Here is a 22521-nt window from a genome sequence, read left to right as displayed (position 1 = left end):
AAATTATAAAATAATTTTTATTAGTTTAAATCTACTCAAATGCCATTTATATAGCATTCTGTATGCTAATATATAATGGTTTATGGTTAGAAGATTTAGAAAACTATACGAATTTAGTTGTCAATAACACTTAGCGCTAAACGAATTTTGAAGTAATCTAATTGTTCATCAAAGTAATCGTAATATGCTTTTAATGAGGTAGAACCTTCTATGTTTTCTTTAGCTTTTTTCACATCTTCAACTTCCCGTTTAGAAACAAAATCATAAATATTAATATCTTTTCCGTCACTATGAAGCTTTGCAATGTGCGAGTAAACCGTAGTATCTCTCAATTTACGTTGCATAGAAATTTCTTCAATGGAGAGTCCTTTTTTATACAAATCGTAAGTCACTAAATGGGTCGAACGTTTTTTCTCTTTCTTAGGTTTAGACCCCAGAAACTTCATGATTTCTTCAATAAATTCATCACCATACGTTTCTGCTTTATGCTGACCAACACCGCTTACATCCATTAAATCCATGATACTCATCGGGCGGTCGCGTTCCATTTCCATCAAGGTTTTGTCACTAAAAATAAGGTAAGCCGGAATGTTTTCTTCTTTCGAAATTTTATAACGCAACTGACGTAAACGTTCAAATAACGAATCGGCAGTCGTTTTTGATGCACCACGTTTAACCTTCGTACGTTTTACTTTTTCTTTAACTTTTGGCTCGGCAATATGCACCGGTCGTGTTAACGATACTTTAGCGCCTTTAAACAATACATTATTAGAAAATTCGGTGAGTTGTAAGGCATTATTTTTATGAAATGCAATCTCGCAATACCCTTGATTCATAAGTTGAATAATAAAATGTTGCCAATCTTTCCAAGCCACATCTCTACCTATGCCAAAGGTTTTTAATTTATCGTAACCCTTCTCTAAAATATTAGCATTATGAGACCCTCGTAACACATCTAAAATAGTCCCTATCGCTTCTTTCTCTTTAAGACGATACACAGCAGATAATATTTTTTGTGCGATAATAGTACCGTCGAAAATTTGTGGCGGATTCTTGCACACGTCACAATTTCCACAATTTTCTTCTAATAACTCACCAAAGTAACTTAGCAAGATTTTTCGCCGGCATGTTGTAGCTTCACTAAATTGTTTCATACGTTCCAACTTCGCAATCTGAACCTCTTCATTAGAAGCTCCCGAAGCAAAACGACGTAATTGAATTACATCGGCATAACTATGAAACAGTAGAGCATGAGCTTTTAAGCCATCACGACCCCCACGACCAATTTCCTGATAATACCCTTCAATATTTTTAGGCATATTGTGGTGGATTACCCAGCGGACATTCGATTTGTCAATTCCCATTCCGAAAGCAACCGTAGCACAAACCACCTGAGTAGTGTCGTAAACAAAATCTTCTTGAACTTTATTGCGTTCGTTAAAATTAAGTCCGGCATGATAGGCTGTGGCAGGAATACCGTTGCTGTTTAATTTCTTCGCAAGTTCTTCAGTGTTCTTTCTACTTAAACAGTAAATAATTCCAGACTGATTAGGATGTTTTTTTACAAAACTGATAATCTGTTTTACTTTTTCAGTACCAGAACGCACTTCTAAAGAAATATTTTGTCTGTCGAAAGAGGATATAAATTGTTGCGCATTCGGAATTTGTAACTGATCTAAAATATCCTGACGTGTAGCTTTATCTGCCGTGGCAGTTAACGCTATAATCGGAATATTGGGTAGCGATTTTTTTAAGAAACCGAGTTGTTGGTACGACGGACGAAAATCATGGCCCCAAGACGAAATACAATGCGCTTCGTCAATGGCAATACAACTTACATACCGCTCGTTTAAAATATTAGATAAACCCGCAAGACTTTCTGGCGCAACGTATAGAAGTTTTAACTCTGCTTTTATAACCTGTTCTAAAATGGCTTGTTGCTCTTCAGACGACTGACTACTATTATAAAAATTGGCATCAATACCGTTGGCTTTTAATCCATCAACCTGATCTTTCATTAACGCAATAAGGGGAGAAACCACTATTGTTATGCCTTCAAAAAGCAAAGCAGGCACCTGAAAACATATCGATTTTCCACCTCCAGTAGGCATAATTACTAGGGCATCGTTTCCTTCAAGCACATATTCTATAATATCTTGCTGTTGGGTACGAAACTGGTCGTATCCAAAATGTTTTTTTAAAGTTGGAAGTAGTAATTTTTTATAATCGGGTAGTGGCATGCGTCTTTTTTTCGAATGGCAAAATTAAGAGAAACAACTCAGTAAACCACAAAACATTTTTTTTAATTTCTTTCACAAAAATTTGCTTTCATGAATTAAAATCCTTTAAGTTTGTAAGAACAAAAAATAAACTTTAGGAGTAACTACTATGTAGTTTGAGAAATATCCTTTGAACCTGACGCTGTTTATACAGCCGGAGGAAAAAGTTAGCACTTTTCAAAATCATTTCACTAAAACCGAGTTCAAATTCGGTTTATCCTTTAAAAGTTTATGGAAATTTATCTAAATCAAGATTATGATATCTATAAACGTAAACAATACAAAACATCAGGTTGCCGAAAACACTTCGCTTGCAACTATCGTTTCTAAACTAAGTCCCATTCAAAATGGTATTGCAGTGGCTGTTAATAATACTGTTGTGCCTTATTTTAATTGGGAAAAAACTACAGTTTTAAACAACGATAATATCCTGATTATTCAAGCCACACAAGGCGGCTAGAACTGTTTCTTTTTTTATATCACAATCTCATTTAACCTAATTAATTCGGTGTATACACAAGTTGTTTGCGCTTTAATTTAATGAATAACCATGAAGAAAAAAGACACAGCACCGCAAAATGGTGTGACTAGAAATCCGTTTCCAAATTCAAAGAAAATTTACGTACAAGGCGAATTATTCCCTGAATTACAAGTGGCTATGCGAGAAATAGCATTGAGTGATACCGTAGATTCCTTAACAAAATCTCGAACTCCAAATCAGCCGATTACGGTTTATGATACTTCTGGACCATACACCGATCCTGATAAGGATATTAATGTGCATCAAGGAATTGAGCGCATTCGTGAACCTTGGGTTTTAAAACGTGGAGATGTTGAACAATTAGATGCGTTCTCATCAAACTACTGTAATGAGCGTATGAATAATGCAGAACTCGATCATTTACGATTTGCAGATGTTAAAAAGCCATTTCGAGCTAAAGCAGGCAAAAATGTATCGCAAATGCATTATGCCAGACAGGGGATTATTACGCCAGAAATGGAATATGTTGCGATTCGTGAAAATCAAAAAATTGATGAAGCCATTCGCTTGTCTGAACAACATAAAGGTCAAGATTTCGGAGCGTCAATTCCGCAGAAAATTACAGCTGAATTTGTACGAGAAGAAATTGCTCGTGGACGTGCCGTATTGCCTTCAAACATTAATCACCCAGAAAGTGAACCGATGATTATTGGTCGGAATTTTTTAGTAAAGATTAACGCTAATATCGGGAATTCGGCTACAACATCTAGTATAGAAGAAGAAGTTGAAAAAGCAGTTTGGGCATGCCGCTGGGGCGCCGATAACATCATGGATTTATCAACTGGAGAAAATATTCATGAAACTCGTGAGTGGATTATTCGTAATTCGCCAGTACCAATCGGAACTGTACCTATTTACCAAGCTTTAGAAAAAGTAAATGGTAAGGCCGAAGATTTAACTTGGGAGATTTTTCGTGATACTTTAATCGAACAAGCCGAGCAAGGTGTCGATTATTTCACCATTCATGCTGGTGTGCGTTTACGTTATGTGCCTATGACGGCAAAACGTATTACAGGTATTGTGTCTCGTGGTGGATCAATCATGGCGAAATGGTGTTTAGCGCATCATAAAGAAAGTTTTTTATACACGCATTTTGAAGAGATTTGTGAGATTATGAAAGCTTACGATGTCGCGTTCTCATTAGGTGACGGATTACGTCCAGGATGTATTGCCGATGCCAATGACGAAGCACAATTTGCAGAATTAGAAACTTTGGGTGAACTGACTAAAATTGCATGGAAACACGATGTACAAACCTTTATAGAAGGACCGGGACACGTTCCAATGCACATGATTAAGGCCAATATGGACAAGCAGTTAGAAGCGTGTGAAGAAGCGCCATTTTATACTTTAGGTCCCTTAACCACAGATATCGCTCCGGGATACGATCATATCACATCGGGTATTGGAGCCGCTATGATTGGTTGGTTTGGTTGCGCCATGTTGTGCTATGTAACACCTAAAGAGCACTTGGGGTTACCAAATAAAGACGATGTACGCACGGGAGTGGTAACCTATAAATTAGCAGCACATGCGGCAGATTTAGCAAAAGGACATCCAGGAGCCCAACACCGTGATGATGCTTTAAGTAAAGCGCGTTTTGAATTCCGTTGGGAAGATCAATTTAATTTGGCTTTAGACCCAGAATTGGCTCGAGAATATCATGATGAAACATTGCCTGCAGAAGGTGCTAAAATAGCGCATTTCTGTTCGATGTGCGGACCGAAATTCTGTTCGATGAAGATTTCCCAAGAAGTAAGGGATTTTGCTGCAGTTAACGAAATAATTGGAGACGAAGTGTTTACAAAAGGCATGGAAGAAAAGTCGGAAGAATTCAAAAATAAAGGGAGTGAAGTGTATCTTTAAACCATATTACAGTTAGTAATGTATAGTTGGCTTGTGCTTGTCTTGCATTACTAATTGTTCACTTTTAATGATTTATAGAGATGATTGTACTCATAGCACCTGAAACAGATTTACCTAACGAAATTGAAATCTTACATCAGCTTTTTGAAGCCGGTCTGCAATATTATCATTTGCGGAAACCGAATAAGAATTACGAAGAACACGTGACTTATTTAAAAGAGATTGATACGCAATTTCACAACAGAATTGTGGTGCATTATGTTCATGAACTGGTTAATGTATTCAATTTAAAAGGCATTCATTTTCAAGAGCAAAAACGTATTGATCATATCGATAATCCAGGACAGTATTTTAAAGGTTTAAACATGTTTGGTAAAACCATAAGTTCCTCGTTCCATGAACCCGAAGATTTGGCTCATTGTTATTTCGAATTCGATTACCATTTGTTGAGTCCGGTGTTTTCATCCATTTCAAAAGCAGGATATGTAGGTCGAGGATTTGATGTCAATCATATCGATAAAATTGTTATTGGTATGGGCGGTGTGACAGAATTTAATATTGAAACCTTTAAAAAATTAGGTTATAAGGGTGTTGGTGTTTTAGGCGGGATTTGGAATAGCGAAAATCCTCTAGATGTTTTTAATAAGATACAAAGTCAATTTAAATAATAAGGCGCTGAAACAGGTTCAGGGTATTGGTATATTCAACTTTTAGAAATAGAATGTTGTTTGTGTCGTTATGCGGAACTTGTTTCAGCACATAAAGAACATAATTATCTTTAAACATACATATAAAATAGTTCTAATAATTTTGAGTCCACGAACTAAATTCAGGATAATATGAAAGAATTAAACAAACATTAATGAATAACAAAACATTCATATTAACAATTGCAGGACTCGACCCTTCAAGTGGTGCGGGAATCACATCCGATATTAAAACATTTGAAGCACATGGATTATATGGTTTATCGGTTTGTACAGCAGTAACGGTGCAAAACGATATCGATTTTAAAAATTGTGTTTGGATTGAAGCATCCATAATTATTCAACAAATCGAAACGTTGTTCGAGCGTTTTACTATCGATGTGGTTAAAATTGGAATTATAGAATCTTGGCAAGTGCTTTCTGAAGTTGTAGACACGTTATTACGATTTAACCCAACCATAAAAATCATTTTAGATCCTATTATGCAAGCGAGTTCAGGATTCGATTTCCACACCGATTCAGATTTTGAAACATTCAATAATGTTTTAGATACATGCTATTTTATAACTCCTAATTACGATGAAATTCAGAATCTATTACCAAATAAATCCATTTCAGAAACCATTGAGTTTATATCTCAAAAAACAAATATTTATTTAAAAGGGGGCCATCGTGCCGACAAAAAAGGTTGGGACGAAATTTACCACAGCGGTATTGTACAAATTAATTTTAGACCAGGTGTTCAGAAAATCCATGAAAAACATGGCAGTGGTTGTGTTATTTCGGCCGCATTAGCCTCTAATTTTATGAAAAACATGGATTTAGAAGATGCGTGTAAATTAGCAAAACAATACACAGAACAGTTTCTAAATTCAAATGACTCGCTGTTAGGAACACATAATTACAAAAACTTATGATAAGTAAATTACAGTATATCACACAAGGAGACACGGCCGAACAACATTTAGAATATGTTCAAGCCGCATGTAGTGCAGGAGCAGATTGGATTCAATTACGAATGAAGAATTTCGATGAAGCCATTGTATTAGATACAGCTAAGAAAGCACGAGAAATCACGATGCATTTTCAGACGCGATTAATAATTAACGATTTCTATAAAGTAGCTAAGGCTGTAAATGCCGATGGTGTGCATTTAGGGAAAGACGATGGTTGTCCATTAGAGGTTCGGGAGTATTTAGGTAAATGGTATCGCATTGGAGGTACAGCGAATACGCTTGAAGACTGTAAAAACCTTATCGAAAAAAAGATAGATTATATTGGTTTAGGACCGTTTCGCTTCACCACTACTAAATCTAAATTAGGACCTATTTTAGGAATTGGCGGCTATAAATCTATTCTAAATTCAGTGCAGTCGGACATCCCGATTGTGGCTATTGGTGGCATCACTCTTAATGATGTGCCCGAACTTATAGACACAGGAATTTATGGTGTGGCAGTATCTGGAGAACTCACACAGAATTTTAATGCTATTCCCGAATTTAATAAAATTTTAAACGGTCCGAGTACACAAGAACAAGTATATAAAATGAATAAAACAGATGAGGACAATGCAGGATAATTTAACGATTGCAGACAAAACATTTGGCTCACGTTTATTTACTGGAACAGGAAAATTCAGCAATTCTGAATTGATGCGTGAAGCTATTTTAGCTTCAGAAAGTGAATTGGTAACTGTAGCTTTAAAACGTGTGGATGTTTCTGATAATAAAGACGATATATTAACGCACTTAAATCATTCATCTATACATTTATTGCCTAATACTTCTGGAGTTAGAACAGCAGAAGAAGCTGTGTTTGCAGCACATTTGTCGCGTGAAGCCTTACAAACCAATTGGGTGAAATTAGAAATTCATCCCGATCCAAAATATTTATTACCAGATCCTATTGAAACTTTAAAAGCTGCCGAAATTTTGGTAAAAGAAGGTTTTGTGGTTATGCCATACATACATGCAGATCCTGTGTTATGCAAACGCTTAGAAGATGTAGGCGTGCAATGTGTCATGCCTTTAGGTGCACCAATTGGAAGTAATAAAGGCTTAAAAACCTTAGAGTTTTTAGAAATTATTATTGCCCAGAGTAATGTTCCTGTTATTGTAGATGCCGGTATTGGGAGTCCGTCGCATGCAACTCATGCTATGGAATTAGGTGCAGATGCAGTGTTAGTAAATACAGCTATTGCGGTATCTCAAAATCCTATAGAAATGGGAATAGCTTTTAAGCTGGCTATACAAGCTGGTCGCATGGCATATCACGCAAAATTGGCTCCATTACGACAAACTGCAGAAGCCAGTAGTCCGTTAACTAGTTTTTTAAATACTTAGCTTATGAGCTCTTTTAAAACAATTTTAAATACGTATAATTGGGATGACACCTTACAAAGTATTTACTCAAAAACCGAAAACGATGTGTTGCAGGCTTTAGGTAAATCTGTACGCGATTTAGAAGATTTTAAAGCTTTAATTTCTCCTGCAGCCGCACCGTATTTAGAGGACATGGCACAACTGAGTCAGCAGATTACTAAAAAACGTTTCGGGAATACCATACAAATGTATGCCCCTATGTATTTAAGTAATGAATGTCAAAACATTTGCACCTATTGCGGTTTTAGTATGACGAATAAGATTCCGCGTAGAACCTTAACGGATGCTGAAATCTTAAAAGAAACTGCGTTTTTAAAGTCGAAAGGTTACGACCATATTTTATTGGTTACTGGTGAAGCCAACCGCACAGTAGGTGTGGAGTATCTAAAAAATGCCATTCAACTTATACGTTCTCAATTTTCGAATATTACCATAGAAGTCCAACCGTTAGATCAAGAGGAGTACGAATTACTTATAGAAAATGGTTTGTATGCGGTTTTAGTATATCAAGAAACGTATCATCGTGACGAATATAAAAAGCATCATCCGAAAGGAAAAAAATCTAATTTTGATTATCGTTTAGATACGCCTGATCGTTTAGGAAAAGCTGGAATTCATAAAATAGGTTTAGGCAGTTTGTATGGTTTAGAAGATTGGCGTGCCGACAGTTTTTTTACGGCGCTTCATTTTAAATACCTTCAGAAAACCTATTGGAAAACAAAATATTCCATGTCTTTTCCGCGGTTACGTCCGTTTTCAGGCGGATTAGAACCTAAAGTTGAAATGACAGACAGTAATCTTGTACAGCTTATTTGTGCTTTCAGATTGTTAGATGAAGATTTAGAGTTATCTATGTCTACACGAGAAAGTGAGCTGTTTAGAAATCATATTGTTAATTTAGGAATCACTTCTATTAGCGCAGAATCTAAGACTAACCCAGGGGGTTATGTTGTTGAAAAACAATCGTTAGAGCAATTTGAAATTTCAGATGAACGTTCTACAGAATCGTTTACTGAAATGTTAAAATCTAAAGGATTAGAAGTTGTTTGGAAAGATTGGGAAAACAATTGGCAATAATTATTAAATTTACGTCATGCTAAATAAAGAAGAACATTTACAGTACAAACGCCATTTAACTTTAGAAGATATTGGCGAAGCCGGTCAAAATAAATTAAAAGCAGCTAAAGTTTTAGTTGTTGGAGCTGGTGGTTTAGGATGTCCAATTTTACAATATTTAACAGCAGCAGGTGTAGGTGTAATTGGAATTATTGATCATGATAGTGTGGATCAAACCAATTTACAGCGCCAAGTGCTATACGGTTATAACGATATTGGAAAGTTTAAAGTGTCTTGTGCGATTTCAAAATTAGAACAGCTTAATAAGTTTGTGAAATTTAAATCGTATATCGAGCGTTTAACAAAATCTAACGCAATAAAAATATTTAAGTCTTATGATATTATTGTAGACGGTACAGATAATTTTAACACCCGTTACTTAATAAATGATGCAGCGGTGTTGGCTGAAAAACCTGTTGTTTTTGGATCTATATTTAAATTTGAAGGTCAGGTTACAACTTACAATTATAAAAACGGACCAACATACCGATGTTTATATCCAAAAGCATCTCAAGACACTCTAAACTGCGAAGAAGCTGGTGTTTTAGGTGTACTACCTGGAATTGTAGGTTTATTACAAGCTAACGAAGTTGTTAAAATGATTTGTGAGATAGGCGAAGTGTTATCAGGAAAACTATTGGTATTTAATGCACTCTCTATGAGTCAGAACATTATTACTTACGATAAAACGGTTAATTCGCATGTAACCTATATAGCCGATGTCGATGAAGATATAAATATAAATTCGTCGATGAAATCCTTAACCTTCGATGAATACTTAAAACATAAAGACAATTTATTTGTGTTAGATGTAAGAACAGAAAAGGAACACAATATGTTTCATTTGTCTCACGACTATCACATACCTCTTAAAGAATTAGAAGAACGTTTTTTTGAAATAGATACTAAAAAACCAATCTTAGTGTATTGTCAGACAGGGAGACGTAGTTTGCAAGCTGTAAATATTTTAAAAACTTTAAACGTGAAAAATAAATTATACAATTTAAAAGACGGCTTACAGCAACCTATTTAAAATTGGGCATATAAAAATACTGGTGTTGATGCATTTAGTTCCACCAGACTACAAAACATTTTTCGGTGACACCATTTGGGCGTTTTATCCAGCATAATGGTGACGTTTTAGTATCTATTAATGGTTGAAGTTGGGTTTTAAAAGTGTTGAAATTCATCCAAGGTAATTGAATTTGAATCTCACATAACCAATCTGTTTTTTTAGGCATATAAAACTTGCAGTCTTGAAACAGCTCGAGTTCTGTATGCCTAATATAAAATCCTGTAACACAATCTGGATTTAATTCTGTAAATACATTTGTTTTTAATCCGTAAGGCAAAAATAATTGTGCTTTAAAATAGACCTGCTGTTCTATATGATCTGATGAAATTTCAAATGCATCTAAGTATTTTTTAGTTTCCGGGTTAAATAATAAGGGAAGTTGTTTCTCGTGTAACTTCGTCAGTTTATCCACCAGTGAATCTTTTCTGTTTGGACCAATCCAGTGATCAAATTCTGTGATTCCCACTTCGGGATCATATAAATAAAACTTGTAAATAATTTCTAAATGAATCAATTGCTCATCTCGTTTTAAGATGCAATCTATTTCTCCTAGTGTGCGTTTTTCTTTCTGAATTTGTAAATTTTCAGCAATAATTTCAATGTTATCATGGGCAGTCAATTCCACGTCAACAAAACGTTCTACAAGTTTACCCAACCTTAATTTAGTATCAAAAGCCCTATTAAGCTGACTGCTTTTTAGGTCTTTCATTTCAAATTGTTGCATGCCCCAACTGTTTCGCCCGTTCCAAAGTGGTCGCGTGTTTTTATATCCTTCGAAAAGGTGAAAATTAGATTTCAACAGAATTATTTTAGTTTTGTTATGGCTAAATATACTAAATTAGAATGCCTTTTTTAGAGGCACTTTAAAGTCATTTTCGGTGCTGAAATTTCCTAAAAACTCTTAAATTCAATTAAAATTTTAAAAATTAGGACTTGGTAACCATTTTTTTTTCATGAAAAAAAATCAAAATGGCTTACTATATTCAGTTGATGAAACAAAAACGTGGTACGATTATGCTCACGATTTCTTTAACTACTAGCAACTCTATTTATCGCAAGTTTTTCAACGGCTATTTGGGTTAACGAATCTTGGGGACGCTATTGGGCTTGGGACCCTAAAGAAACTTGGGCTTTAATAAGTATTATAATTTATGCTATCGTGTTACACTTACATTTCGTACCTAAATTAAATAACAGATATGTACTTAACATGGTAAGTGTCTTTGCTTTTTTCTCAATCATCATGACGTCTTTTGGAGTTAATTATTACCTGTCAGGTTTACACTCTTATGCAACAGGAGATCCTGTACCAATTCCAAAATTTGTGTATGTGTTAGTAGCCATTGTTTGTATTATAAGTGCTTTAGCGTATTACAAATATGACATAAATCGTAGGAAAGTAAAAAAATAGAAAAGAGTGGTTTCTTTATAATTTAATACATCTTATCATATTGATAATTAATCGCTTAATAAGATTAACGATTCTTATTTTTTTTTAATTATTTAACAATTGAATTGTAAAAACATGAGATTTAAATAATTTCTAGAGAATCATGCATAAAAACCCTAGAAAAGGCCTTATTTTTGCATTCCTTTAAAACCTATTTAAATGTCAGTTACAGCTACAGATTTAGCAGAAAGAAACGCCGGAAAAGATTTATATAGTTATCAGCAAGGAGCCATAAACAAGATATTTCAATGTTTTGAAGAAGCTCCAGAAGACTACCATTTATTATATCAATTACCAACTGGAGGTGGAAAAACAGTAATATTTTCTGAAATTGTAAGGCAATATTTAAAGCATCATAATAAGAAAGTGCTTGTAATGACGCACCGTATTGAATTGTGTAAACAAACTTCAGGGATGTTAACAGAATTTGGTGTTACCAATAAGGTTATTCATAGTAAAGCAAATTTAGAAGATCAAGCAGATTACAGTTGTTTTGTAGCCATGGTTGAAACGTTGAACAACCGATTAAACGATGGTAAGTTAGATATCTCAGATGTGGGTTTAATTATTATTGATGAAGCGCACTACAATTCCTTTACTAAGCTTTTTAAATTCTTCGATAAATCTTTCATCTTAGGTGTTACAGCAACACCTTTAAGTTCGAATATAAAATTACCAATGAATGATAACTACAACGAGTTAATTGTTGGAGAAACCATTCAGTCTTTAATAGAAAACGAATTCTTAGCACGTGCCGAAGTATATTCTTATAATGTAGGATTAACGTCATTAGTAGTTGGTGCAAATGGAGATTATACTGTAAAGTCTTCAGAAGATTTATATACCAATAGCGATATGCTTGGTAAGTTAATTCAAGCTTACGAGGAACGTTCAAAACATAAAAAGACACTGATCTTTAATAACGGTATTAATACATCTTTACACGTATACGATACGTTTAAAGCAGCAGGTTATAACGTTGCACATTTAGATAATACCAATACTAAAAGTGAACGTAAAAAAATATTAAAATGGTTTAAAGAAACTCCAGATGCTATTCTAACATCGGTTAGTATTTTAACCACTGGTTTCGATGAGCCTACTGTAGATTCTATTATTCTGAATCGTGCGACCAAGTCGTTAACCTTATACTACCAAATGATTGGTCGTGGATCTCGTATTTTGAAAAATAAATCGAAATTTAATGTAATCGATTTAGGAAACAACTTTCACCGTTTCGGACCATGGGGTGCAGATTTAGATTGGCAAAAAATATTTAGATCACCTAACTTCTATTTAGATGGTATTTTAAGTGACGACGAATTAGAAGAGAATTTTAGATACGAAATGCCAGACGAATTACGTGCTGAATTTAAGAAATCTAACTCGGTATATTTCGATGTTAAAAAGACATATATCGATTCTATTAGAAAAGGGGAGTCTTCTAAAGTGGTATTAGAGCGTTCTATTCGTCATCATGCTTATATCTGTACAGAAAACAGTGAAGACATGTATGATGCCCTAGACTTAGCTAAAAAACTAGGCGATGACATCGATTATAGAATTCAGCGTTACACCAAATGTATTAGTAAAAGTACATACAATTTTGTAGAGTGGTTACGCGACGATTATAGAAAAAAATTAAGAGCATATATTCGCGAAAATTTCGATGAATTATATGAAGAAATAAATGGTTATCCACCAGAAGAATAGACTTCTCTTGCAACGTTAGGGTGCTCGAGCGGAGTCCAGAGCTTTTAGAACTCATCTCGACTCCACGCGATGACCTTCATGAATAAATATAAAACACTAAAGCGTACTCAGTTTTATCTGATTACGCTTTCCTTTTTTGCAATGATATGGCGCTCGAGCGGAGTCGAGAGCTTTTTAATCTACATCTCGACTCCGCTCGATGACCTATAAAATTAAATATAAACCTAAAGGTCGTCACACTGAATTTTTTTAAATATCTCACAAGTAACAACATAATTTCACCTTAGATATTCAATTTGTAATTCCCTAAACCACATTCAAGGTGACGATAAGTAATTTACAAGAATACAATTACAGGGTGCTCGAGCGGAGTCGAGAGTTTTTTAATTACATCTCGACTCTGCTCGATAATCTATAAAATTAAAATATAAACCAAAATGGCGTCATACTGAACTTGTTTCAATATCTCACAAGTAACAACATTATTCTACCTAAGTTACTCAATTTGTAATTAGCTAAACCACATTCAAGGCGACGATAAGTAATTTACAAGAATATAATTACAGGGCGCTCGAGCGGAGTCGAGAGCTTTTTAATTACATCTCGACTCTGCTCGATAACCTATAAAATTAAAATATAAACCAAAATGGCGTCATACTGAACTTGTTTCAATATCTCACAAGTAACAACATTATTCTACCTAAGTTACTCAATTTGTAATTACCTAAACCACATTCAAGGCGACGATAAGTAATTTACAAGAATATAATTACAGAGCGCTCGAGCGGAGTCGAGAGCTTTTTAATTACATCTCGACTCCGCTCGATGACCTATAAAATTAAAATATAAACCAAAATGTCGTCATACTGAACTTGTTTCAATATCTCACCAGTAACAACATAATTTCACCTAAGATATTCAATTTATAATTCCCTAAACCACATTCAAGGCGACGATAAGTAATTTACAAGAATACAATTACAGGGCGCTCGAGCGGAGTCGAGAGCTTTTTAATTACATCTCGACTCTGCTCGATAACCTATAAAATTAAATATAAACCTAAATGTCGTCACACTGAACTTTTTTCAATATCTCACCAGTAACAACATAATTTCACCTAAGATATTCAATTTATAATTCCTTAAAGCACATTCAAGGCGACGATAAGTAATTTACAAGAATACAATTACAGGGCGCTCGAGCGGAGTCGAGAGCTTTTTAATTACATCTCCACTCCGCTCGATGACCAATATGTTTAAGTATAAACCAAAAAAGCGTATTCAATTTTATCTGAACACGCTTTTCTTTTTATATTTTCTTATAAATCTAAGACCCTGATTCCGCTTTAAACGTCCAAGCCAAAATTCTACTTTTCTTATTTCCTTGTTCCATAGAAATCGTCTTATGCGTCGCTTTTAATTTATCTAATTGCTTTTTTAACTTGCTTAAATTTTCTTGTTTAGAGACCAGTGTTGTAAACCAATTTACTTGATCTTTAAACGCGACACTTTGCTTAATCATACGTTTTATAAATAAAGCCTCACCACCATTACACCATAATTCATGCGCTTGTCCGCCAAAATTCAATTCTGCTGGTCCCGCTTTTTTAAGGTTCTTCAATTTTTGTTTCGTTGTACGAGTTGCTTCTTCTTCAGATCCGAAAAATGGAGGATTACACATGGTAAATGTAAATTTTTCATCAGGCTTAATAATACCTTCAAAAATATTAGCAGGTGTAGGTTGCTGACGGATGTCTATCTTTTTAAGCAACGTAGGTGTTAATCCTACATTATGCTTAGCACTTTCTATTGCACTTGCGCTGGTATCGCAACCCACCATTTTCCAATCGTAGATTTGCGCGCCTAGAATAGGGTAGATGGTATTAGCACCAACACCAATATCTAAACCTAAAACATTCTCAGTTAGTTTTTCAACAACTAATAAATCGTGGATATGATGAATATAATCGGCACGTCCAGGAATTGGCGGACATAGATACCCTTTCGGAATCCTCCAATCGGTTAAACCGTAATCGGCAATAAGAATGGCTTTATTTAAATGAAAAACAGCATCACTTTTTTCAAAATGAATAGTTTTTTGTTTTGTAAGTGGACTTGTAAATACAAACGAATTTAGTTTTGGATACGCTTGAATTAATGCATCAAAATCGTAGGATTTTTTATGCTTGTTATTAGAGTGCATAGATATAATTTGTGGTAAAGATAAACTAAATATAAGCAACAATTTAGAAATTGAAATTTGTATTAAACGGCACTCTAAATTACCATACCTTTGCAATCAGAAATAAACATTATGGCATCATTTAAACACTTAGGTGTAGCACCTGAATTTATACAAGCTTTAAAAGAATTAGGAATAAAACATCCGTCTGAAATTCAAGAAAAAGCAATTCCCGTTTTATTAAAAACGAAAACAGATTTTATTGGTTTAGCACAAACAGGAACAGGAAAAACGGCAGCTTTCGGATTGCCAATGCTTCAAAACATTGACCCGAAATTAAGCCACGTACAAACTTTAATTTTAGCGCCAACACGTGAACTGGTTCAACAAATAAAAAAGCAATTGTTTAAATTCACGAAATACGGTGAATCTAAAATCTTTGTTGAAGGCGTTTACGGTGGTGAAAAAATAGATATTCAAATACAGAATTTAAAACGTACAACACATGTTATTGTGGCTACTCCTGGACGTTTAAACGATTTATTAGATCGTAAAATTATCGATATTAGAAAAGTGAATACCGTGATTTTAGATGAAGCTGATGAAATGCTTAGTATGGGGTTTAAAGATGCACTGACTAAAATCTTAGACCATACTCCAAAATCTAAAAACACTTGGCTGTTTTCGGCAACGATTCCTTCAGGGATTCAGCAAATTATAGAACATTATATGTCGCCACAAGCAGTTCGCGTGGTAATAAATAAGAATGAACTTGTAAATGCAAATATTTCGCATACCTATATTACAACCACTATAGATCAAAAGCAGAATGTAATTCTGAGTCTTTTAGAAGCACGACCAGATGACCGTGGTATTATATTTTGTAGAACCAAAGCTGGAACAAAAACATTAACCGAATTCTTAAAAGAAGAAGGATTTTCTGTTGAAGCTTTAGAAGGCGATATGCAACAACGTGATCGTGAAAAAGTGATGCGTGCCTTTAAAAAAGGAAATTTACAAGTCTTAATTTCTACAGATGTATCTGCAAGAGGAATAGATGTTAGCGATTTAGCTTTTGTATTACATCATCAACTACCAGAACACATTGAATATTACACACACCGCAGCGGACGTACAGCACGTGCTGGAAAAACAGGGCAATCTATTGCTTTAATTTTAGGTAGTGAATTAAAACGTATTCACGAAATGAATAAAGAATTGGGAATTAAGTTTAAAGAGATTTCTATATAATCGTTACAAGGGTGCTCGAGCGGAGTCGAGAGCCTTTTTTAATCTTCATCCAGACGTCGCGCGATGACCGTAATATTGAAGTATCATGTTTTTCTAACCCAAAGAATATAATAATGAGACTCTAAACTATATTAAGGGTTACGGTATTAATCTATATACCTATAATACATTTACACGGTGCTCGAGCGGAGTCGAGAGCCTTATTAAATTCTCATCTCGACGCCGCTCGATGACCGTAATATTGAAGTGTAAGGGTAACAATAGTAATTTACATGTAAATAATGTACTTATAGGATGCTCGAGCGGAGTCGAGAGCCTTTTTAAGTCTTCATCTCGACTTCGCTCGATGACCGAAATATTAAAGTACCATGTCTTTCTGAATCAAAGAATCTAATAATGAAACTCTAATCTATATTAAGGGTGACGATAGTAATTTACATGTAAATAATGTACTTATAGGATGCTCGAGCGGAGTCGAGAGCCTTTTTAAGTCTTCATCTCGACTTCGCTCGATGACCGCAATATTGAAGTATCATGTTTTTCTAACCCAAAGAATATAATAATGTGACTCTAAACTTATATTAAGAGTGACGTTAGTAATTTACATGTAAATAATACACTTACAGGATGCTCGAGCGGAGTCGAGAGCCTTTTTTAATCTTCATCCAGACGTCACGCGATGACCGTAATATTGAAGTATCATGTTTTTCTGAATCAAAGAATCTAATAATGAAACTCTAATCTATATTAAGAGTGACGTTAGTAATTTACATGTAAATAATACACTTACAAGATGCTCGAGCGGAGTCGAGAGCCTTTTCTAGTCTTCATCTCGACTTCGCTCGATGACCGTAATATTGAAGTATCATGTTTTTCTAAACCAAAGAATCTAATAATGTGACTCTAAACTTATATTAAGGGCTACGATAGTAATTTACATGTAAATAATATACTTACAGGGTGCTCGAGCGGAGTCGAGAGCATTGTTAAATTCTCATCTCGACTTCGCTCGATGACCGTAATATTGAAGTGTAAGGGTAACAACAGCAATTTACATGTAAATAATATACTTACAGGATGCTCGAGCGGAGTCGAGAGCCTTTTTTAATCTTCATCTCGACTTCGCTCGATGACCGTAATATTAAAGTATCATGTCTTTCTAAACCAAAAAATCTAATAATGAGACTCTAAACTAAATTAAGGGTGACGTTAGTAAGTTACATGTAAATAATATACTTACAGGATACTCGAGCGGAGTCGAGAGCCTTTTTTAATCTTCATCCAGACGTCGCGCGATGACCGTAATATTGAAGTATCATGTTTTTCTGAATCAAAGAATCTAATAATGAAACTCTAATCTATATTAAGGGTTACGATAGTAATTTACATGTAAATAATACACTTACAGGATGCTCGAGCGGAGTCGAGAGCCTTTTTTAATCTTCAACTTGACTTCGCTCGATGACCTTTGTAATTACATACTATTGGCACAAAAAAATAAAAGCCTTCAATCTATAAAAGAATGAAGGCTTTTTTAATTAAATACGGGGATATTAAATTAGTCGTTTATTAAAGGTTTAATCACTTTTAAAAGTGTTTCAGCAACCAATTCAGACGATGCTGGATTCTGACCTGTAATTAAATTTCCGTCTTGTAAAACGTGAACGGCCCAATCGTCTCCTTTAGAGTAAATTCCACCATTAGCTTTCAACATATCTTCCACTAAAAATGGAACAACATCTGTTAGTTGTACGGCCGCTTCTTCAGAATTCGAAAAACCTGTTACTTTTTTTCCTTGTACTAAAGGTGTCCCATCTACATTCTTTACACTTTTTAAAGCCGCAGGTGCATGACATACAAATCCGATAGGTTTATTAGCCGCATTAAAACGTTCTATTAATTTAATAGACGTTTCATCGTTAGCTAAATCCCAAAGTGGTCCGTGACCTCCTGGATAAAATACAGCTTCATAATCGCTAGGGTTTATGCTAGATAATGGCACTGTGTTTTTAATTCTATCTTGAGTTTCTGGATCTGTTTCAAAACGTTTTGTTGCTGCTGTTGCAGTTTCTTCAGTATCACTATTTGGATCAATAGGGGCTTGTCCACCTTTAGGTGTTGCAATGGTAATGTCGGCACCGTTGTCTAGTAAAGCATAATACGGACTTGCGAATTCTTCAATCCAAAATCCAGTTTTTGCTCCTGTATCTCCTAATGTATCGTGTGATGTTAAGACAAATAATATTTTCATAATCTTTGATGTTAAGGTTAATAAAAACGACTTAAAACATTTAATTAATAAGCCATATGTACAATGGTTTCTACATCTTCTGGTTTAAGCGATTGGTGTTCTCCTAAACCTAACCAACCACGTTCTGTAAAACGGTTGGCAATAATTTCTGCAGTACCTTCAAATTCATTTGTGTATTTAGATAGTTTTGTATCTATACCCATATCATTAAAAAAGGATTCCGTTTTTTCGATAGCAGCATAAGCTTTATCTTCTAAAGAACCTTCGGTAACATTCCATATACGTTCTGCATATTGTGCTAATTTCTCTTTTTTAGATTCAAAATTATATTGGTAATGACTTGGTGCAATAATTGCTAATGTACGTGCGTGGTCGATACCAAAAAGCGCAGTTAATTCGTGTCCCATTGCATGTACAGCCCAATCTGTAGGTACTCCTTTTTGAATCAAGCCGTTTAATGCCATTGTGCAACTCCACATAAAGTTAGATGCCGCATCATAATCTGAAGGGTCTTCTAAAACTTTAGGAGCAACTTCTAAAAGTGTTTGCATGATACTTTCTGCAAAACGATCTTGTAGTAAAGCACCGGCAGGGTAGGTCATGTACTGTTCTAAAACATGAGTAAAAGCATCTGTAATTCCATTCACTAACTGACGTCTAGGAATAGATGTGATAACTTGTGGATCTAGAATAGAGAATGCAGGAAATAATCCAGCACCACCCATTGCTAATTTCTCTTTAGTTTCTGCACGTGTAATTACAGCTCCAGAATTCATTTCAGAACCCGTTGCAGGTAAAGTTAACACAGTACCAAAAGGCATCGCTTGTAATGTTGGTTTTTTATTAGTTAAAATATCCCAAGGTGTATCACCTTCAAAGACACCTGCGGCAGCTAAAAATTTAGTTCCGTCTATTACAGAACCACCACCTACAGCTAATAAATATGTAATCTCTTTGTCTTTTATAACTTTTAATGCTTCAAGTAATACTGCATATTCTGGATTGGCAGGAATACCTCCAAACTCAAAATGTTCAATATCCTTTAAAGCTGTTTTTACTTGATCGTAAATACCATTCTTTTTAATACTACCACCACCGTAAAGCATTAATACTTTTGCATCAGCAGGAATTTCTTCTGCTAATTTTGCGATTGTATCTTTTCCGAAAATGATGTTTGTTGGATTTTTATATTGAAAATTGTTCATGAGTTCTAATTATATATGTTTTTAATCCTACTTGTTTTTTAATGATAATGGTTTAGGCCTGTTGTATCACACAACTCAGTCTTTAAAATAAACTCTTTAACGCTTTAATAATATCACTTGGTTCAGAACGTTTTCTATAGTCTACATCGACAAAGCTCCATTTTACAACACCTTCACGGTTTAAAACAAACGTCGCTGGAATAGGTAACATTGTTGCATTACCGTTATTGATTTGTTCTAAATCTAATCCGCGATCTTCACGCATATGTTCTGCTAAAAATTCAGGGACTTCCCAAGCTACACCGTATTGAAAAGCAACTTTAGCATCTTGATCAGACAATACGCCAAAATCCATTTTACTAATCTCATCTATGGACAAACTCTCGTCTGGTACTTGCGGACTAATAGCAACTAGGTTGGCTCCCAAGTCATGAATGTCGCTTAAAATATCTTGTAATGCTTTAATTTGTAAGTTGCAATACGGACACCAATCCCCACGATAAAACGAAATTACTACAGGACCGTTTTCTAATAAATTGTCTAACGAAACAGATTTACCTCTAGCATTTGGTAACTTAAATTTTGGTGCTTTCTCTCCAACTTTAATGGCGTTACCACCTTGTTCAAAAGTTTTAGCCTCTTCAATTACAGCATCTACGCCTTTCATGAAGTCAGGATTTTTTAATCGGCCTTCTGCTATTTTAGCATCAGTTTGTTCTCTTAAATTTTTCATTATATTCTTTTAGTTGCTATTACTTACTAAAGCAATTCAGCGTTTTATTATTATAAGACTTGTAAAATAGTCGAAATACTTTAGTATCTTACTCTAATAGCACACTAATCTGTATTACATTTTTACAATCATTTTTCCTTTATTCTTTCCGCTGAATAAATCAATGAATGCTTGTGGAGTATTTTCAAAACCTTCCACTATAGTTTCTTTATATTTCAATTCGCCTTTACTAACCCATTCCGAAAGTTGCTTAATCGCTTCAGGGAATTTTTCAGCATAATTAGAAACAATAAAACCTTGCATTAATGCACTGTTTTTCACTAAAAAAGGTTGAACACTAACTCCGGTTGGAAGTTCTGTACTGTTGTAAACCGATATTGCACCACAAATAATTAATCGCGCAAATCTGTTAATACTAAACAATGCACTGTCTGAAATTGATCCACCAACATTGTCAAAATACACATCTACACCATCTGGACATGCTGTTTTAATAGCCTGCGTCATATCTTCGGTAGTTTTGTAATTAATCACTTCATCAAAACCGAAATCGTTCTTTAACATGTCACCTTTTTCATCTGTTCCGGCAATACCAACCACACGAAGTCCTAGAATTTTTCCAATTTGTCCTACCACACTTCCTACAGCACCGGCAGCACCAGACACTAATAAGGTTTCTCCTGCTTTAGGTTTTCCAATTTCTTGTAATCCTAAAAATGCGGTTAAACCTGTCATGCCTAACACCCCTAAATACGCACTAAGAGGAGCAAGGTCTGCATTTACTTTTGTTAACCCTTCACCGCTAGATACTTGTTGTGTTTTCCATGCTAAAGATCCAGAAACATAATCACCTTCTTTAAAGTTGTCGTTTTTAGTTGCAATAACTTTCGCAACAACACCTGAAGAAATAGGTTCGTTTAGTTGAAATGGTGGCACATATGATTTTGCATCACTCATACGACCTCTTAAATAAGGATCGACAGAGATATACTTAGTTTCTAAAAGCAATTCACCTTCAGAAATTTGTAATGTTTCATCTTGTTTTTGGAACTCAAAATTTGATAATTGAGGTGTTCCTTCTGGTCTGCTTTTTAATAATATAGTCTGATTCATAATCTTATGTTTAGTCTAATACGGTTATTAATTTTTCTGTACTTTTTCTTACTTTAACTTGGTTTGCTAACCAATCGTTACTTTCGTCTCTGTAACCAAGCGGAAGTATAATGGCACTTCCTAATCCTTTTTCTTTTAAGCCTAAAATGGTATCTACAGCTTCTGGATCAAATCCTTCCATAGGTGTAGCATCTACACCCTCGTAAGCAGCAGCTGCAATAGCTAATCCAAAAGCAATGTAGGCTTGTTTGGCAGCATGAGTAAAATTCTCTTCAGCAGATTTCTGCGGATAGGTATTTAATAACATTTGTCTGTAATTTTCAAACCCTTCGTTTTCGTACCCACGTACACTGTTTGTTAAGTCGAATACTTCGTTAATACGTTCTGCTGTATAAGTGTCCCATGCTGCAAAAACTAATAAATGCGAACAGTCGGTAACTACAGATTGGTTCCAAGCCACAGGCTTAATTTGTTCTTTAATTTCTTGATTGGTAATTACAATAATTTCAAAAGGTTGCAACCCGCTAGACGTTGGCGCTAAACGCGCAGCCTCTAAAATACGGTCGATTTTATCTTGCGATACCGGTGTACCGTTCATCGCTTTTGTTGCATATCTCCAGTTTAATTTATCTAATAATTCCATAGGTGTAGTGTTTTGT

Annotated in this window: 19 protein-coding genes and 1 riboswitch; of the genes, 11 read left to right on the top strand and 8 right to left on the bottom strand. The window is 34.8% G+C overall.

The window, feature by feature from the left end; translation table 11 throughout:
* Positions 1-113 precede the first annotated feature (113 nt).
* A complete protein-coding gene (recQ, locus tag BN863_RS08305) occupies positions 114-2240 on the bottom strand; it encodes a DNA helicase RecQ (RefSeq protein WP_038529508.1) in 2127 nt (708 codons plus the stop codon).
* A 125-nt stretch (positions 2241-2365) separates the two neighbouring features.
* Positions 2366-2459: riboswitch (TPP riboswitch) on the top strand.
* Positions 2460-2535: 76 nt separating this feature from the next.
* On the opposite strand from recQ, the gene thiS reads away from it, so the two are divergent.
* From thiS to moeB, 8 genes are all read left to right on the top strand, one after another.
* Positions 2536-2739 (top strand): sulfur carrier protein ThiS, encoded by a 204-nt coding sequence (thiS, locus tag BN863_RS08300; RefSeq protein WP_038529506.1) that lies wholly within the window; start codon positions 2536-2538, stop codon positions 2737-2739.
* Positions 2740-2829: 90 nt separating this feature from the next.
* A complete protein-coding gene (gene thiC / locus BN863_RS08295) occupies positions 2830-4686 on the top strand; it encodes a phosphomethylpyrimidine synthase ThiC (protein ID WP_038529504.1) in 1857 nt (618 codons plus the stop codon).
* Between the two features lie 80 nt (positions 4687-4766).
* Positions 4767-5354, top strand: coding sequence for a thiamine phosphate synthase (locus tag BN863_RS08290; protein ID WP_038529502.1), 588 nt, complete (start codon positions 4767-4769; stop codon positions 5352-5354).
* 194 nt (positions 5355-5548) lie between these two features.
* Positions 5549-6310, top strand: a complete 762-nt coding sequence (locus BN863_RS08285) for a hydroxymethylpyrimidine/phosphomethylpyrimidine kinase (RefSeq protein WP_038529500.1) — start codon at positions 5549-5551, stop codon at positions 6308-6310.
* On the top strand, positions 6307-6972 hold the full coding sequence (gene thiE, locus BN863_RS08280) for a thiamine phosphate synthase (RefSeq protein ID WP_038529498.1): 666 nt from the start codon (positions 6307-6309) through the stop codon (positions 6970-6972). Before BN863_RS08285 ends, thiE begins: the two co-directional genes overlap by 4 nt.
* On the top strand, positions 6962-7735 hold the full coding sequence (locus BN863_RS08275; protein WP_038529496.1) for a thiazole synthase: 774 nt from the start codon (positions 6962-6964) through the stop codon (positions 7733-7735). The genes thiE and BN863_RS08275 overlap by 11 nt, the downstream gene beginning before the upstream one ends.
* A 3-nt stretch (positions 7736-7738) precedes the next feature.
* Positions 7739-8851, top strand: coding sequence for a 2-iminoacetate synthase ThiH (gene thiH, locus BN863_RS08270; RefSeq protein WP_038529494.1), 1113 nt, complete (start codon positions 7739-7741; stop codon positions 8849-8851).
* A 16-nt stretch (positions 8852-8867) separates the two neighbouring features.
* The gene (gene moeB / locus BN863_RS08265) at positions 8868-9923 is read left to right on the top strand and encodes a HesA/MoeB/ThiF family protein (RefSeq protein WP_038529492.1); all 1056 of its coding nucleotides are present in this window, start codon (positions 8868-8870) and stop codon (positions 9921-9923) included.
* Positions 9924-9957: 34 nt separating this feature from the next.
* Here moeB and BN863_RS08260 read toward each other — a convergent pair whose 3' ends face one another.
* On the bottom strand, positions 9958-10764 hold the full coding sequence (locus tag BN863_RS08260) for a DUF1853 family protein (RefSeq protein ID WP_242404087.1): 807 nt from the start codon (positions 10762-10764) through the stop codon (positions 9958-9960).
* 252 nt (positions 10765-11016) lie between these two features.
* On the opposite strand from BN863_RS08260, the gene BN863_RS18260 reads away from it, so the two are divergent.
* Positions 11017-11376: a cytochrome c biogenesis protein gene (locus tag BN863_RS18260; protein WP_197539179.1), complete on the top strand. Its 360-nt coding sequence runs from the start codon at positions 11017-11019 to the stop codon at positions 11374-11376.
* 198 nt (positions 11377-11574) lie between these two features.
* A complete protein-coding gene (locus BN863_RS08255) occupies positions 11575-13128 on the top strand; it encodes a DEAD/DEAH box helicase (protein ID WP_038529490.1) in 1554 nt (517 codons plus the stop codon).
* A 1326-nt stretch (positions 13129-14454) separates the two neighbouring features.
* Here BN863_RS08255 and rlmF read toward each other — a convergent pair.
* Positions 14455-15330, bottom strand: coding sequence for a 23S rRNA (adenine(1618)-N(6))-methyltransferase RlmF (gene rlmF / locus BN863_RS08250; protein ID WP_038529489.1), 876 nt, complete (start codon positions 15328-15330; stop codon positions 14455-14457).
* A 111-nt stretch (positions 15331-15441) separates the two neighbouring features.
* Here rlmF and BN863_RS08245 point away from each other — a divergent pair, with 111 nt between their 5' ends.
* On the top strand, positions 15442-16560 hold the full coding sequence (locus BN863_RS08245) for a DEAD/DEAH box helicase (RefSeq protein WP_038529487.1): 1119 nt from the start codon (positions 15442-15444) through the stop codon (positions 16558-16560).
* Between the two features lie 1558 nt (positions 16561-18118).
* Here BN863_RS08245 and BN863_RS08240 read toward each other — a convergent pair.
* From BN863_RS08240 to BN863_RS08220, 5 genes are all read right to left on the bottom strand, one after another.
* A complete protein-coding gene (locus tag BN863_RS08240; protein WP_038529485.1) occupies positions 18119-18811 on the bottom strand; it encodes a type 1 glutamine amidotransferase domain-containing protein in 693 nt (230 codons plus the stop codon).
* 44 nt (positions 18812-18855) lie between these two features.
* Positions 18856-20016, bottom strand: a complete 1161-nt coding sequence (locus tag BN863_RS08235; RefSeq protein WP_038529483.1) for an iron-containing alcohol dehydrogenase — start codon at positions 20014-20016, stop codon at positions 18856-18858.
* 82 nt (positions 20017-20098) lie between these two features.
* Entirely contained in the window at positions 20099-20749 is a 651-nt protein-coding gene (locus tag BN863_RS08230) for a peroxiredoxin-like family protein (RefSeq protein ID WP_038529481.1), read from the bottom strand.
* Positions 20750-20863: 114 nt separating this feature from the next.
* Entirely contained in the window at positions 20864-21862 is a 999-nt protein-coding gene (locus tag BN863_RS08225; protein ID WP_038529479.1) for an NADP-dependent oxidoreductase, read from the bottom strand.
* A 10-nt stretch (positions 21863-21872) separates the two neighbouring features.
* Entirely contained in the window at positions 21873-22505 is a 633-nt protein-coding gene (locus BN863_RS08220; protein ID WP_038533357.1) for an NAD(P)H-dependent oxidoreductase, read from the bottom strand.
* Positions 22506-22521: the final 16 nt, after the last annotated feature.

Origin of the sequence: Formosa agariphila KMM 3901, from assembly GCF_000723205.1 — a bacterium.
Taxonomy (GTDB): Bacteria; Bacteroidota; Bacteroidia; order Flavobacteriales; family Flavobacteriaceae; genus Formosa; species Formosa agariphila.
The sequence above is the reverse complement of the archived record's forward strand: the minus strand, read 5'-3'. Positions and strand labels throughout refer to the sequence as shown.

What these genes read in the sequence shown, in the direction of transcription:
- recQ (WP_038529508.1), bottom strand. Translation starts at nt 2,240, where the DNA reads ATGCCACTACCCGATTATAAAAAATTACTACTTCCAACTTTAAAAAAA.
- thiS (WP_038529506.1), top strand. Translation starts at nt 2,536, where the DNA reads ATGATATCTATAAACGTAAACAATACAAAACATCAGGTTGCCGAAAAC.
- thiC (WP_038529504.1), top strand. Translation starts at nt 2,830, where the DNA reads ATGAAGAAAAAAGACACAGCACCGCAAAATGGTGTGACTAGAAATCCG.
- BN863_RS08290 (WP_038529502.1), top strand. Translation starts at nt 4,767, where the DNA reads ATGATTGTACTCATAGCACCTGAAACAGATTTACCTAACGAAATTGAA.
- BN863_RS08285 (WP_038529500.1), top strand. Translation starts at nt 5,549, where the DNA reads ATGAATAACAAAACATTCATATTAACAATTGCAGGACTCGACCCTTCA.
- thiE (WP_038529498.1), top strand. Translation starts at nt 6,307, where the DNA reads ATGATAAGTAAATTACAGTATATCACACAAGGAGACACGGCCGAACAA.
- BN863_RS08275 (WP_038529496.1), top strand. Translation starts at nt 6,962, where the DNA reads ATGCAGGATAATTTAACGATTGCAGACAAAACATTTGGCTCACGTTTA.
- thiH (WP_038529494.1), top strand. Translation starts at nt 7,739, where the DNA reads ATGAGCTCTTTTAAAACAATTTTAAATACGTATAATTGGGATGACACC.
- moeB (WP_038529492.1), top strand. Translation starts at nt 8,868, where the DNA reads ATGCTAAATAAAGAAGAACATTTACAGTACAAACGCCATTTAACTTTA.
- BN863_RS08255 (WP_038529490.1), top strand. Translation starts at nt 11,575, where the DNA reads ATGTCAGTTACAGCTACAGATTTAGCAGAAAGAAACGCCGGAAAAGAT.
- rlmF (WP_038529489.1), bottom strand. Translation starts at nt 15,330, where the DNA reads ATGCACTCTAATAACAAGCATAAAAAATCCTACGATTTTGATGCATTA.
- BN863_RS08245 (WP_038529487.1), top strand. Translation starts at nt 15,442, where the DNA reads ATGGCATCATTTAAACACTTAGGTGTAGCACCTGAATTTATACAAGCT.
- BN863_RS08240 (WP_038529485.1), bottom strand. Translation starts at nt 18,811, where the DNA reads ATGAAAATATTATTTGTCTTAACATCACACGATACATTAGGAGATACA.
- BN863_RS08235 (WP_038529483.1), bottom strand. Translation starts at nt 20,016, where the DNA reads ATGAACAATTTTCAATATAAAAATCCAACAAACATCATTTTCGGAAAA.
- BN863_RS08230 (WP_038529481.1), bottom strand. Translation starts at nt 20,749, where the DNA reads ATGAAAAATTTAAGAGAACAAACTGATGCTAAAATAGCAGAAGGCCGA.
- BN863_RS08225 (WP_038529479.1), bottom strand. Translation starts at nt 21,862, where the DNA reads ATGAATCAGACTATATTATTAAAAAGCAGACCAGAAGGAACACCTCAA.
- BN863_RS08220 (WP_038533357.1), bottom strand. Translation starts at nt 22,505, where the DNA reads ATGGAATTATTAGATAAATTAAACTGGAGATATGCAACAAAAGCGATG.